Origin of the sequence: Geobacillus sp. Sah69, from assembly GCF_001414205.1 — a bacterium.
In the GTDB taxonomy this organism is placed as follows: domain Bacteria; phylum Bacillota; class Bacilli; order Bacillales; family Anoxybacillaceae; genus Geobacillus; species Geobacillus stearothermophilus.
On sequence record NZ_LLKS01000026.1, the window covers coordinates 1 to 12,925 of the forward strand.

Genomic DNA, 12,925 nt, shown 5'->3' on the forward strand with positions numbered 1-12,925 from the left:
GTGTATAAGAGACAGCGTATCGGTATAAATAAAAGATTGCACTCCGTTTAATAAGGAGGTAAACAACATGAAAGTGAGACCATCTGTCAAACCGATTTGCGAAAAATGCAAAGTTATTCGCAGACGCGGAAAAGTCATGGTCATTTGTGAAAACCCAAAACACAAACAACGTCAAGGGTAATTTCCAAGGAGGTGTACTACGATGGCACGTATTGCAGGTGTTGACATTCCGCGCGACAAGCGCGTAGTCATTTCGTTAACATACATTTACGGGATCGGCAAACCAACGGCGCAAAAAATCTTAAAAGAAGCAGGAGTATCGGAAGACACGCGCGTCCGTGACTTAACGGAAGAAGAGCTTGGCCGCATTCGCGAAATCGTCGGCCGCTTAAAAGTGGAAGGGGATTTGCGCCGCGAAGTATCGTTAAACATTAAACGGCTGATGGAAATCGGTTGCTATCGCGGACTCCGCCATCGCCGCGGATTGCCGGTTCGCGGCCAAAACACGAAAAACAATGCCCGCACGCGCAAAGGTCCGCGCCGTACGGTAGCGAATAAGAAAAAATAATCACGCAAAGGAGGTCATTTGACGAATGGCACGCAGAACAAACACTCGCAAACGCCGGGTGAGAAAAAATATTGACACTGGCATCGCTCATATCCGTTCGACTTTCAACAACACGATCGTGACGATTACGGACGTTCATGGCAACGCCATCGCCTGGGCGAGCGCCGGTTCGCTCGGATTCAAAGGCTCGCGTAAATCGACGCCGTTTGCGGCGCAAATGGCAGCCGAAGCGGCAGCGAAAGCGTCGATGGAACACGGCATGAAAACGGTCGAAGTGAACGTCAAAGGTCCGGGGGCTGGCCGTGAGGCAGCGATCCGTGCGTTGCAGGCAGCCGGGTTGGAAATTACGGCGATCAAAGACGTCACTCCAATCCCGCACAATGGATGCCGTCCGCCAAAACGTCGCCGCGTGTAACGCCCCTGTATAGAATTTGAACCACTGTCAATAATGGGATATGATAAAGACCGTGACAGGGAAGCCGGCTTTGGCCGCCGGCAAGCTGAAAGAGAGAGATTCATGGGGGAATGTTGTTAGGCGTGTACCGTTTGGTCGGGGTCTCGACGTTTTGAAGGAGGGTATAATAATCGATGATTGAAATTGAAAAGCCGAAAATTGAAACGGTCGAACTGAGCGAAGATGCCAAATACGGCAAATTCGTCGTCGAACCGCTTGAGCGTGGATATGGTACAACTTTAGGGAACTCCTTACGTCGTATCCTATTGTCTTCACTCCCTGGTGCGGCTGTGACATCGGTGCAAATCGACGGTGTACTGCACGAGTTTTCAACGATTGACGGCGTCGTCGAGGATGTGACAGCCATCATCTTGAATATCAAAAAATTGGCGTTGAAGATTTATTCAGATGAAGAGAAAACGTTGGAAATTGATGTGCAGGGTGAAGGAGTTGTCACGGCTGCCGATATTACTCACGACAGCGATGTAGAAATTTTAAACCCGGACCTTCATATTGCTACGCTGGCGGAAGGCGGTCGCCTGCGCATGCGCATGACCGCCAGACGGGGACGTGGGTATGTCCCGGCCGAGGCGAACAAGCGCGAGGACCAGCCCATCGGCGTGATTCCGATCGACTCCATCTATACGCCGGTCTCCCGTGTTTCCTATCAGGTCGAAAATACACGGGTCGGCCAAGTGACCGACTATGACAAATTGACGATCGACGTTTGGACCGATGGGAGCATCGGGCCGAAAGAAGCCATTTCCCTTGGGGCGAAAATTTTAACCGAGCACTTGAACATTTTTGTCGGCTTGACGGATGAAGCGCAAAATGCTGAAATCATGGTAGAGAAAGAGGACGATCAAAAAGAAAAAGTGCTGGAAATGACGATCGAGGAGCTCGATCTGTCTGTCCGTTCCTACAACTGCTTGAAGCGTGCCGGCATTAACACCGTTCAGGAGCTGACGCAAAAAACGGAAGAGGATATGATGAAAGTGCGCAACCTCGGCCGCAAATCGCTCGAAGAAGTGAAAGCGAAGTTAGCGGAGCTGGGGCTTAGCCTCCGTAAAGACGATTAAGCGCCAGCCCCGCCCGGTGGGGCGGACATGCGCGTTGGCCATAGATTTGGCATTAAGCGCCGATCGACTACGACAGCAATGAGGAACACATCATTTTAAAAGGGAGGGACATTTGATGTCGTACAGAAAACTAGGACGCACGACTTCTCAACGGAAAGCATTGCTTCGCGATTTAGCGACAGATTTAATCATCAATGAACGCATCGAAACGACGGAAGCGCGAGCAAAAGAATTGCGCTCGGTTATCGAAAAAATGATCACGCTCGGCAAACGCGGCGATTTGCATGCCCGTCGTCAAGCAGCGGCATTTATCCGCAAGGAAGTCGCCAACAGTGAAACCGGCCAAGATGCACTGCAAAAGCTGTTCAGTGACATTGCGCCGCGCTACCAAGACCGCCAAGGCGGCTATACACGCATTATGAAACTTGGTCCTCGCCGCGGAGACGGGGCGCCGATGGTCATTATTGAGCTCGTGTAACGGTTTCATTTCAACAAGGGCGAGACAGTTTCGTTTGAACTGGATCTATGCCCTTTTTTTGTTTACCATCATTTAGCAAGGCACGGCCGGAAACGTGCCAAGGCGAGGAGAAACAATCATGGCCGAACCGATCCTTTCGATCGAAGGAGTGTATTTCCGTTATCCGAATCAATCGGAGTATGCAGTGCAAAACGTGAGCTTCCAGGCCGGACGCGGGGAGTGGCTGGCGATTGTCGGCCATAACGGATCCGGCAAGTCGACCATTGCCCGGCTGTTAATCGGTTTGCTTCGGCCGGAGAGGGGCGTCATTCGCCTGTTTGGGCGCCCTCTCGATGAAACGACTGTCTGGGAGGTGCGCCGGCGCGTCGGCATGGTGTTTCAAAATCCAGATAACCAATTTGTCGGGACAACTGTCGAGGATGATATCGCCTTTGCCCTTGAAAATAATGGTGTTCCGCGCGATGAAATGATTGAGCGCATCCGTGAAGCCATCCGCCTGGTGCATATGGAGGCGTTTCTCGAACACGAGCCGCACCGGCTTTCCGGCGGGCAAAAGCAGCGTGTCGCTATCGCCGGCATTTTGGCGCTTCACCCTGATATGATCATTTTGGATGAAGCGACATCGATGCTCGACCCGCGGGGAAGGGAAGAGGTGCTCGAGACGGTTCGCCGCTTGAACCGGCAACAGCGCATTACAGTATTGTCGATCACGCACGATTTGGAGGAAGCGGCGAAAGCCGACCGCATCATCGTGATGAACAAAGGTGAGGTCATGGCGGAAGGAACGCCGGAGCAAATCTTTCGGCTTGGGGGCAAGCTCGAGCGCATCGGCCTTGATTTGCCGTTTGCCGTGAAAATGGGCAGCCGTTTGCGGGAACAAGGCATTCCGCTTCGTTCCGCACACTTGACGACGGAGGAGTTGGTCGAAGAGCTATGGACATTGTATTCGAAAAAGTAGAACATGTATACAATGCCCGTTCGCCGCTCGCCCGCCGGGCGCTGTATAATGTGAATGTGTCGATTCCCAGCGGGGCATACGTCGCCATCGTTGGCCACACCGGTTCGGGCAAATCGACGCTCCTTCAACACTTAAACGGCTTGCTGCAACCGACAAGCGGCACGATAAAAATCGGCGATGAGATCATCACCGGCGACAAGCGGCCGAAGCAGCTCAAACCGCTGCGCAAAAAGGTTGGGATTGTGTTCCAATTTCCGGAACACCAGTTGTTTGAGGAAACGGTCGAGAAGGATATTTGTTTTGGCCCGCTTAATTTCGGCGTTTCCGAAGAAGAGGCGAAACGGAAAGCGCGAGAGCTTATCAAACTAGTCGGGCTCAGCGAGGATGTGTTGGCCAAATCGCCGTTCGATTTAAGCGGCGGGCAAATGCGGCGCGTCGCCATTGCCGGCGTGCTGGCGCTTGAACCGGAAGTGCTGGTGCTTGATGAACCGACCGCTGGGCTGGACCCACGCGGGCGGAAAGAGATTATGGAGATGTTTTACCGTCTTCATTGCGAAAAACGGTTAACAACGGTGCTCGTGACTCATAGTATGGAAGATGCCGCCCGCTATGCCGACCAAATCATCGTCATGCATGAAGGGACGGTGTGGGGGCAGGGAGCGCCGGAAGAGGTGTTCCGCGATGCCGATCGGCTTGCCGCCATTGGCCTTAGCGTACCGGAGACGGTCAAGTTGAAGCGGGAGCTGGAAGCGCGGTTTGGGGTCGCCATTCCCTCTCCGTGTTTGACGATCGAACAGACGGTGGAGGCCATCCAGCAACTGTTTTCTAGGGTGAGCATTCATGACTAATCATTTCATTATCGGCCAATACGTGCCTGGCCATTCGCTCATTCACCGCTTAGATCCGCGGGCGAAGCTGCTGATCGTATTCGCCTATGTTTTCATCGTTTTTTTGGCGAATAATGCAGTGACGTATGCGGTGCTGTCGTTGTTTACGTTTGCTTTTGCAGCCCTGTCGCGCATCCCGTTTTCTTTCATTTTGCGCGGTTTAAAGCCGATTTTATGGGTCGTGTTGTTTACGTTGTTATTGCATGTATTGATGACGAAAGAAGGGGATGTCCTCTACCGGATTGGCGCGCTGTCCGTTTACGAAGGCGGCATTCGGCAAGGAATTTTTATTTCCATGCGATTTTTGCTCCTTGTGCTCATAACGACGATGCTGACGCTGACGACAACGCCGATTGAAGTGACCGATGGCGTCGAAAGCTTGCTTAGTCCATTGAAAAAATGGCGCGTGCCGGTTCATGAGCTCGCCTTAATGATGGCGATTTCGCTCCGCTTCATTCCAACTTTAATGGAAGAAACAGAAAAAATTATGAAAGCGCAAGCCGCCCGCGGCGTCGACTTTTCCGGCGGCCGGTTCTCTGAGCGGATGAAGGCGATCGTCTCGCTTCTTGTGCCGCTGTTTATCAGTTCGTTCAAGCGGGCGGATGAGCTGGCGACGGCGATGGAAGCGCGCGGCTACCGCGGCGGCGAAGGGCGGACGAAACTCCGCCAGCTTGCTTGGAAGCCGGCAGACACCGTGTTGTTAGCCGCTACGGCCCTGCTGGCGCTGTTGCTCTTTTTATTACGCTCATAGCGGAGGAAGGCCATGACGAGACGGATCAAATGCGTGGTAGCGTATGACGGCACCCATTTTTCCGGTTATCAAATTCAGCCGGGAAAACGGACGGTGCAAGGCGAGATTGAGGAAGTGCTCAAACGGATGCATAAAGGGAAAGCCGTGCGTGTAACGGCTTCCGGGAGGACGGATGCCGGGGTTCACGCCTATGGGCAAGTCATCCACTTCGATACGGCGCTTGTACTTTCTCCTGAACAGTGGAAAAGAGCGTTAAACGCCCAGCTTCCGGACGATATCGCCGTTCGTTCGGCAGAGGAGGCAGACAGCACTTTTCATGCCCGCTTTTCGGCCAAGGCAAAAGAGTACCGCTACAAAGTGTGGACTGCCGCCGACCGCGACGTCTTTCGCCGCCATTACTGCGCGTGGCATCCATACCCGCTGCATATCGGCGCCATGGATGAAGCGCTTCGCCAACTGATCGGGACGCATGACTTTACGAGCTTCTGCTCCGCCAAAACGGAAATGGAGGATCGCATACGCACCATTTACCAGGCAGAGGTGGAAACCGACGGTTCGATGATGGAATTCCGGTTCATCGGCAGCGGCTTTTTGTACAACATGGTGCGCATCATCGTCGGCACAGTGCTTGAAATTGGCCAAGGGAGGCGGTCCCCGGCAGACATTGCAGCATTGCTTGCAGCCAAAGACCGGAGACTCGCTGGCCCGACGGCGCCGGCGGAAGGATTGTATTTATGGCGGGTGTACTATGATGATGAGTTTTTCGCCGTCAGTTGACCGGTGGTAAACACCGTGTTCGAAAGTCGTCTCACGCTTTTAGATGACAAAAAACCGGGGCGCCATAAGTGAAGACAACGAGTCCCCGTGTAACATCTTCTTGACATTGGCGTTCCGGCAAGCTATTATATCATATGGCATGTATTTTCCACGATTAGCCCCGGACAGCAATCGTGTTGAAATAAACAACTTTACTTGTTCATTTTTCTTTTTAGGAGGGAACTACATTGCGTACGACTTATATGGCGAAACCGAATGAAGTAGAGCGTAAATGGTACGTTGTCGACGCAGCCGGCAAAACGTTGGGTCGTCTGGCCAGCGAAGTCGCAGCGCTGTTGCGCGGCAAACATAAACCGACATTCACTCCGCACGTTGACTGCGGGGATCATGTGATCGTCATCAATGCTGACAAAGTGGAACTGACAGGGAAAAAGTTAACGAAAAAATTGTACTATCGCCACAGCTTATATCCAGGCGGTTTGAAAGTGAGAACGGCGCTCGAAATGCGCACGAATTATCCGGAAAAAATGATTGAACGGGCGGTGCGCGGCATGCTTCCAAAAGGCAGCCTTGGCCGTCAAATGTTCAAAAAACTGCATGTTTACCGCGGAAGCGAACACCCGCATCAAGCGCAAAAACCGGAAGTATACGAACTTCGCGGATAATTGACAAGGGAGGGTATTTATTTTGGCACAAGTACAATATTACGGTACAGGTCGTCGCAAAAGCTCGGTTGCTCGCGTCCGCCTCGTCCCGGGCGATGGACGCATCATCGTCAACAAACAAGACATTCGTGAATATATTCCGACAGAAGCGCTTATCGAAATGGTAAAGCAACCGCTTGTACTGACAGAAACGCTCGGCAGCTACGACGTGTTGGTGAACGTTCGCGGCGGCGGATTTGCCGGCCAAGCGGGCGCCATTCGCCACGGCATCGCCCGCGCGTTGCTTCAAGTCGATCCGGAATTCCGCACCGTATTGAAGCGCGCTGGCTTGCTGACGCGCGATGCCCGCGTCAAAGAGCGGAAAAAATACGGGCTCAAAGGCGCCCGCCGCGCTCCGCAGTTCTCGAAACGTTAACCGTGTTGTCCAACCCAGCCAGTTTGGCTGGGTTTTTTGCTTATTTCTGCCTTTGGCCCGCGCGCATGTTTGCGTTCGATCGTTAAACACTACATCGTAAAGGAGCGTGAAACACGATGACAGTCATCACTTCATTCGCGGAAAAAAGGCAGGAAAAGCAGCTCCGCTATGAGCGGAAAATGCTGCGGGAGTTGTCGCTGGAGAAATTGCGGGCCAAAGTGTTGGAACATTTTGCCCCTTTCTATCAAATGTACCGGATTTTCCCATCTACTGTTGAGGAAGGCTGCATTGACCTGGCCATTGAAGCGTATTTGCTCGGCGCCCATTACAGCCGGTTCGGCTATTATGGGGAGTCTGTGGACAGCGTGCGCCGACGTTGCGCGCAAGAGGAGAAATATTTAATTGACACACTTTTTGATTTTCTCTGCTTTTGGGGCAACATCGACGACGATCTGCTCGGCCAGTCGCTCTATTACGCCTGCGAGCAATATATCGTCGACTGGTGGACCGAAGGGTTTGAACGGGGAAAAAAACGGCGCCGCCTAAAACTTCACTGAATAAGTTCTATTCCCGCCCCTTGTCCCATATAAGATAGAGAAGGGAAACGTGCGGGAGGAGAAACGATGAAAGAAAAATGGAAGTGGCTTGTCGCCTTTACCGCGGCTGCCATTGCGGGAATTTTGTTATTTCCGTCTTTATTTTCTGATCTGACCTCAACAAAACCGTGGAATCTCCCATTGTCCGGGCGAATTATCGTCCTAGACCCCGGCCATGGCGGGCCGGATGGCGGGGCGGTCGGCGGCGAGGTGCTGGAAAAAGAAATCGCGCTCAACGTCGCGAAAAAATTGCGGGACTACTTGCAGCAACAAGGAGCGCTCGTTCTGATGACGCGGGAGACAGACCGCGATTTGGCCAGCCCGTCCACGCGCGGCTACAGCCGGCGGAAAACGGAAGATTTGCACGAACGAACATCATTCATTAACCATTCCGATGCGGATTTGTTTATCAGCATTCACCTCAATGCCATTCCATCCCCGCACTGGCGGGGGGCACAGACGTTTTATTACGGCTCGCTCATCGAAAACGAGCGGCTCGCCAAATTCATCCAAGCCGAGTTGCGGCGCAACTTGGAAAACACCCACCGGGTAGCGAAAATGATTGATACCGTTTATTTGCTAAAGCATGCCAAAAAGCCCGGAGCGCTCGTTGAAGTTGGATTTTTATCGAATCCGGACGAGCGGGAGCTGCTCGCCTATGACCATTACCAGACGAAACTCGCCGCCTCGATTTACAAAGGAGTGCTGCGTTACTTTTCGAACGAACCTACCCCTCGCGAATAGCGAGGTTTTTTATCGTCCCGAAGCGGGAAAGGCCCTGCTTCCAAGCGGGGAAGAACGGCCAAGGCGAGAGAACCGTTCTCCCCCGTCCAAAAGCGCGCCATCGCCATTCATACATCTGAAAAGAACACTCAATGTAACGAATGTCGAAAAGCCGGGACAGGCAGGGGGCCGAAATGGAAGCCATCTGGCGGTTTATGGTATAGTAAATATATAAGGGAACTATTGATTTGAAAAAGGGTTGGTGAATACGATGCTGACGGAAAACGAAGTGCGAGCCATTCTTGAAAACATGAAAGACCCGTTTTTAAACAAGACCTTTAAGGAAACAAACGCCATTCAAGAAATTAAAATTAAGGAAGAGAAAAACCATGTCAGCGTAAAGATCGCGCTTGCCAAAACCGGCACGCCTGACCAACTGCGCGTGCAAACGGCGATCGTCCAGCAGCTGAAAGAGGCTGGCGCTGCATCCGTCGGCTTGCGGTTTGCCGAACTGCCGCGCGAAGTGGTTGAGAAATATAGCGACAATCCGCAAAAAACGACGTATATCGCCATCGCCAGCGGCAAGGGCGGCGTCGGAAAATCAACGGTTTCCGTCAACTTAGCGGTCGCGCTCGCCCGGCTTGGCAAAAAAGTCGGGTTGATCGACGCCGATATTTATGGGTTTAGCGTTCCAGACATGATGGGAATTACTCAGCGTCCGACAGTGCGGGGCGATAAAATCATCCCCGTCGAGCGGTTTGGGGTGAAAGTCATTTCGATGGCCTTTTTCGTCGAGGACAATGCTCCGGTCATTTGGCGCGGCCCGATGCTTGGAAAAATGCTGAACAACTTCTTCAAAGAAGTTGAGTGGGGCGACTTGGATTACTTGCTGCTCGACTTGCCTCCAGGCACCGGCGATGTCGCGTTAGACGTGCACACGCTTTTGCCGTCATGCAAAGAAATTATCGTCACCACTCCGCACCCGACCGCCGCGTTTGTCGCTGCCCGCGCTGGGGCAATGGCGCTGCGCACCGAACATGAAATTATCGGCGTGATCGAAAATATGTCGTACTACGAGAGCCGGAAAACAGGAGAGCGGGAGTATGTCTTCGGCAAGGGTGGCGGAGAAAAGCTGGCCAAAGAGCTGCAAACCGAGCTGTTAGGGCAGCTGCCGCTTCAGCAGCCGGATTGGAACGACGACGACTTCGCTCCGTCCGTTTACGCAGAAGATCATCCGATCGGGAAAATTTATATGGATATCGCCCGCAAAATCGTTGCAAAATATTAATCGGTTTCACAAAAAGCGTCCGATGCCGAGAAACCGCCGATTAGAGCGTTGGCGGTTTTCAGCGCACGGACGCTTTTTGCTTGATTAATCTCCTCCGCCTTGTTGGTTGCCGGTGCTTTCTTCTCACTCTCCCCCTTCCCCTTCGCCTTCTTCTTGTTTTTCTCCGCCTTGCTGAACCTTTTCAGCTGCTTTCATCAACATATCTTGAATTTTCGCCTGATACAGCGGGCTGTTCAACGTTTCCGTGATCACCTTTTGCAAATGCTGGCGGAACTCTTTGCTTTTTAAGACATCGACCATGGCTTTTTCCATTTCTGGATCTTTTAAAATATCGATCATCAGCGCCTGGTAATCGGGATCTTTCATGAGCGCCTTCATCATTTTTTCATGTTCTGCTTGCAGCCCTTTGGCAAAACTTTCAGCGAATTTCGGGTCTTTTAACGCACTTTCCCAGAACTTTTTTCCTTGATCGGATGTCAGCATTTGTTGCAGCGTTTCTTTTACAGCTTTTTGATCTATGACTAGTTGCTGCTTCATCTGATCTTCCGACATAATATCTTGAATCGCCTTTTTCCCCTCGTCGGTTTTTAAAATGTCAACAACCATCTTTTTCGTTTCGTCATAATCCGGGGGAGGGGGGCTGGTTTCTTGAGGGGCACAGGAACCAAGAACGAGAAAACTGAGCAAGAGGAGCGGTAGGCATTTGTTCATGAAAGTGAGCTCCTTTCTGCAAAAATCCCTCACCCTTAATATGAATGTTGGCGAAAAAAATATACATGGGGGAGATCGGAGCTGGCTTTTTCACAAGGGCGCTGGTAAAATGGTAAGCGGGTTATGCTGAAACGATGGAGGATGAAGCTGTGAACAGCCGCAAATGGGTGCGTTTATTTTTGACCACGCTGCTGATCGGCGGAATCGCGACAACAGCCGTCGGGATAGTTTTGAATTGGAAAGAGTTTGGACATCTCCTTGTACGTTTCGAGGTCATTGAATTTCTTGCCGTATTGCTTTGGCATGTCGGCGTCGGCTTTATTTTCAGCGTCATCAGCCAGGCGGGCTTTTTTGCCTATTTGACCGTCCATCGGTTCGGACTTGGCATGTTCCGTTCCCTCTGGAACGCTGTCCAGCTTGTTTTGATCATATTCGTGCTGTTCGATCTAGTCTATTTCCGCTACATGGTGTTTGCGGATAAAGGCGATTCGATCATCCCGTATGTATTGACCGCCTTGTTTATTTTGGCGGTTGGCTTAGCCGTTGCCTACATAAAAAGCGCGCAGACGAACAAAGGGGCATTCGTCCCGGCGCTGTTCTTTATGGTCGTGGTAACGGTGATTGAATGGTTTCCCGTTTTGCGCATCAATGACCGAGACTGGTTATATTTGATGCTGATTCCGTTATTAGTATGCAATGCATATCAACTTCTTATACTGCATAAATTGACAGGCGGCGCAGGATCGTCCGCGTAAAGCGCCGCCTGTTCTTTTTTGTCGGGCCGCTCATTCTAAAAGGAAACATGATCAGGATATCATCCAACTGCAACGGCCATGCTAAAGTCTTGAGGGAAGGCTGGCGGCTTTTAGGCGAAAACCCGCCTCCCGCCCTTTTTAGTCGATCCCTTTGCTTTCTGCTTCACCGTTGGCCAGCAGCTCAGAGAGGCTGGCGTTTTTATAGCCGTTTTCTTTCATGGCTGCAATAATTTTCGGCAGCGCCTTTGCCGTTTGTTTGGCTGAGTCGGACGCGTGAAGGAGCACAATATCGCCCGGCTCCAAATCGCTTGTAACGTTGGCGACAATTTGCTCTGTACCGGGATTCAGCCAGTCCTTCGAGTCAACGCTCCAATGCACAACCGTGTAGCCGAGAGACTCCGCAACTTTTAGCACCTTTTTGTTAAAATTCCCTCCCGGGGGGCGCAGCAACTCGACGTTTTTCACACCTAACATGTCGAACACTTTCTCCGCCATCATTAAATCTTGGCGGATTTTAGCGTTCTCGAGTTCTGCATAATTGACAAAATTATACCCCATGCTGCCGATTTCATGCCCTTCCTCTTTGATCCGCTTTACGACGGACGGATGGCGTTCAGCCCATGAGGCTGATAAAAAAAAGGTTGCGTTTTTAATCCCGTGTTGCTTCAATACGTCCAAAATTTTTTCCGCGTTCTCATCCCCCCAGCTAATGTCAAACGTCAATGCCACCTCATCGCGGTCATTGTCCACCTTGTACACGGCCTTAGGCCCAGAGGAAAGCGAAAACACGGGTCGGTTCATTTCATAAGCGTATAGGATGAACGCAGTGAAAAAAGCAGAACAAATAATAATGAGAGCTTTTTTCAATGTCCGCCCATTTAGTGCGTAAAACATGGCTTCCATCCCTCCCTAAACAGTTGTCCTATGTACATCTTATGCGGCGGTCTATGGCGGTTATGAAACATAATTGCCACTCCTTGGCGCCAGAGTAGGCAAAAGCGGGGGTGGGGATAAACATGGATTGGGATCCGCAAACTTCCTAAAAATATTATCTTGCATTTTTGGAGGTAAAGTGGTATATTTTTAAACGTCGCTGTTCGGAAAAGCAGCTTGGCAACAGCGAAGCAAAAAAGTGGTTGACATCAAAAAATTGTTATGATAATATAAAAGAGCTGTTTACAAAGGACAATTTACAGCGTTCCTTGAAAACTGAACGAAACGAAGCGCGACGAAAAGCGGAGGTCCGCGGGTCGCCGCGATGGGCAAATGTTCTTCGCCTGCAAGGGTGCTTGCACCCGGAAGGCGAAGGTTATTTGACCCCGAGCGGCGGCGGACCGAAGCTGGACAATCGAAGCTGGACAATACGAAAAGCAGAGGTCCGCATGGGCCGAAGCAAAAGCCAATCAACTTTCTTTGGAGAGTTTGATCCTGGCTCAGGACGAACGCTGGCGGCGTGCCTAATACATGCAAGTCGAGCGGACCGGATCGGGGCTTGCCTTGATTCGGTCAGCGGCGGACGGGTGAGTAACACGTGGGCAACCTGCCCGCAAGACCGGGATAACTCCGGGAAACCGGAGCTAATACCGGATAACACCGAAGACCGCATGGTCTTCGGTTGAAAGGCGGCCTTTGGGCTGTCACTTGCGGATGGGCCCGCGGCGCATTAGCTAGTTGGTGAGGTAACGGCTCACCAAGGCGACGATGCGTAGCCGGCCTGAGAGGGTGACCGGCCACACTGGGACTGAGACACGGCCCAGACTCCTACGGGAGGCMGCMGTAGGGAATCTTCCGCAATGGGCGAAAGCCTGACGGAGCGACGC

Annotated in this window: 17 protein-coding genes and 1 rRNA gene; 16 read left to right on the plus strand and 2 right to left on the minus strand. The window is 51.8% G+C overall.

Going from position 1 to position 12,925, the window contains the following annotated elements; all coding sequences use genetic code 11:
* Nucleotides 1-67: 67 nt before the first annotated feature.
* From rpmJ to AP057_RS05385, 14 genes are all read left to right on the plus strand, one after another.
* A complete protein-coding gene (rpmJ, locus tag AP057_RS05320) occupies nucleotides 68-181 on the plus strand; it encodes a 50S ribosomal protein L36 (RefSeq protein WP_003247619.1) in 114 nt (37 codons plus the stop codon).
* 21 nt (nucleotides 182-202) lie between these two features.
* A complete protein-coding gene (gene rpsM, locus AP057_RS05325; protein ID WP_008881920.1) occupies nucleotides 203-568 on the plus strand; it encodes a 30S ribosomal protein S13 in 366 nt (121 codons plus the stop codon).
* A gap of 25 nt (nucleotides 569-593) precedes the next feature.
* Nucleotides 594-983 (plus strand): 30S ribosomal protein S11, encoded by a 390-nt coding sequence (gene rpsK, locus AP057_RS05330; RefSeq protein ID WP_011229644.1) that lies wholly within the window; start codon nucleotides 594-596, stop codon nucleotides 981-983.
* Nucleotides 984-1,156: 173 nt separating this feature from the next.
* Nucleotides 1,157-2,101: a DNA-directed RNA polymerase subunit alpha gene (locus tag AP057_RS05335; protein WP_033008688.1), complete on the plus strand. Its 945-nt coding sequence runs from the start codon at nucleotides 1,157-1,159 to the stop codon at nucleotides 2,099-2,101.
* A gap of 115 nt (nucleotides 2,102-2,216) precedes the next feature.
* Entirely contained in the window at nucleotides 2,217-2,579 is a 363-nt protein-coding gene (gene rplQ / locus AP057_RS05340) for a 50S ribosomal protein L17 (RefSeq protein ID WP_033008689.1), read from the plus strand.
* Between the two features lie 118 nt (nucleotides 2,580-2,697).
* A complete protein-coding gene (locus AP057_RS05345; protein WP_033017236.1) occupies nucleotides 2,698-3,537 on the plus strand; it encodes an energy-coupling factor ABC transporter ATP-binding protein in 840 nt (279 codons plus the stop codon).
* Nucleotides 3,513-4,385, plus strand: coding sequence for an energy-coupling factor ABC transporter ATP-binding protein (locus AP057_RS05350; protein ID WP_033008692.1), 873 nt, complete (start codon nucleotides 3,513-3,515; stop codon nucleotides 4,383-4,385). The genes AP057_RS05345 and AP057_RS05350 overlap by 25 nt, the downstream gene beginning before the upstream one ends.
* On the plus strand, nucleotides 4,378-5,175 hold the full coding sequence (locus tag AP057_RS05355; RefSeq protein ID WP_033017235.1) for an energy-coupling factor transporter transmembrane protein EcfT: 798 nt from the start codon (nucleotides 4,378-4,380) through the stop codon (nucleotides 5,173-5,175). The genes AP057_RS05350 and AP057_RS05355 overlap by 8 nt, the downstream gene beginning before the upstream one ends.
* Before the next feature lie 12 nt (nucleotides 5,176-5,187).
* Nucleotides 5,188-5,952, plus strand: coding sequence for a tRNA pseudouridine(38-40) synthase TruA (truA, locus tag AP057_RS05360; RefSeq protein ID WP_033008695.1), 765 nt, complete (start codon nucleotides 5,188-5,190; stop codon nucleotides 5,950-5,952).
* 227 nt (nucleotides 5,953-6,179) lie between these two features.
* Entirely contained in the window at nucleotides 6,180-6,617 is a 438-nt protein-coding gene (rplM, locus tag AP057_RS05365) for a 50S ribosomal protein L13 (protein ID WP_033017233.1), read from the plus strand.
* Between the two features lie 22 nt (nucleotides 6,618-6,639).
* Nucleotides 6,640-7,032 carry a 30S ribosomal protein S9 gene (rpsI, locus tag AP057_RS05370; protein WP_050368064.1) on the plus strand — a complete coding sequence of 131 codons (393 nt, stop codon included), beginning with the start codon at nucleotides 6,640-6,642 and terminating at the stop codon, nucleotides 7,030-7,032.
* A gap of 116 nt (nucleotides 7,033-7,148) precedes the next feature.
* Nucleotides 7,149-7,589, plus strand: coding sequence for a YbaK family protein (locus tag AP057_RS05375; protein ID WP_055358233.1), 441 nt, complete (start codon nucleotides 7,149-7,151; stop codon nucleotides 7,587-7,589).
* A 66-nt stretch (nucleotides 7,590-7,655) separates the two neighbouring features.
* A complete protein-coding gene (gene cwlD / locus AP057_RS05380) occupies nucleotides 7,656-8,372 on the plus strand; it encodes an N-acetylmuramoyl-L-alanine amidase CwlD (RefSeq protein ID WP_055358234.1) in 717 nt (238 codons plus the stop codon).
* A gap of 250 nt (nucleotides 8,373-8,622) precedes the next feature.
* Nucleotides 8,623-9,639 (plus strand): P-loop NTPase, encoded by a 1,017-nt coding sequence (locus AP057_RS05385; protein WP_055358235.1) that lies wholly within the window; start codon nucleotides 8,623-8,625, stop codon nucleotides 9,637-9,639.
* Between the two features lie 123 nt (nucleotides 9,640-9,762).
* On the opposite strand, the gene gerD is transcribed toward AP057_RS05385, so the two are convergent.
* Nucleotides 9,763-10,350 (minus strand): spore germination lipoprotein GerD, encoded by a 588-nt coding sequence (gene gerD, locus AP057_RS05390; RefSeq protein WP_033017230.1) that lies wholly within the window; start codon nucleotides 10,348-10,350, stop codon nucleotides 9,763-9,765.
* Nucleotides 10,351-10,499: 149 nt separating this feature from the next.
* Between gerD and AP057_RS05395 the strand changes: the two genes are divergently transcribed.
* The gene (locus tag AP057_RS05395) at nucleotides 10,500-11,105 is read left to right on the plus strand and encodes a KinB-signaling pathway activation protein (RefSeq protein WP_055358236.1); all 606 of its coding nucleotides are present in this window, start codon (nucleotides 10,500-10,502) and stop codon (nucleotides 11,103-11,105) included.
* Nucleotides 11,106-11,243: 138 nt separating this feature from the next.
* On the opposite strand, the gene pdaB is transcribed toward AP057_RS05395, so the two are convergent.
* Entirely contained in the window at nucleotides 11,244-11,999 is a 756-nt protein-coding gene (gene pdaB / locus AP057_RS05400) for a polysaccharide deacetylase family sporulation protein PdaB (RefSeq protein WP_050368743.1), read from the minus strand.
* Between the two features lie 516 nt (nucleotides 12,000-12,515).
* Between pdaB and AP057_RS05405 the strand changes: the two genes are divergently transcribed.
* Nucleotides 12,516-12,925: ribosomal RNA gene (locus AP057_RS05405) — 16S ribosomal RNA — on the plus strand; the annotation flags it as partial.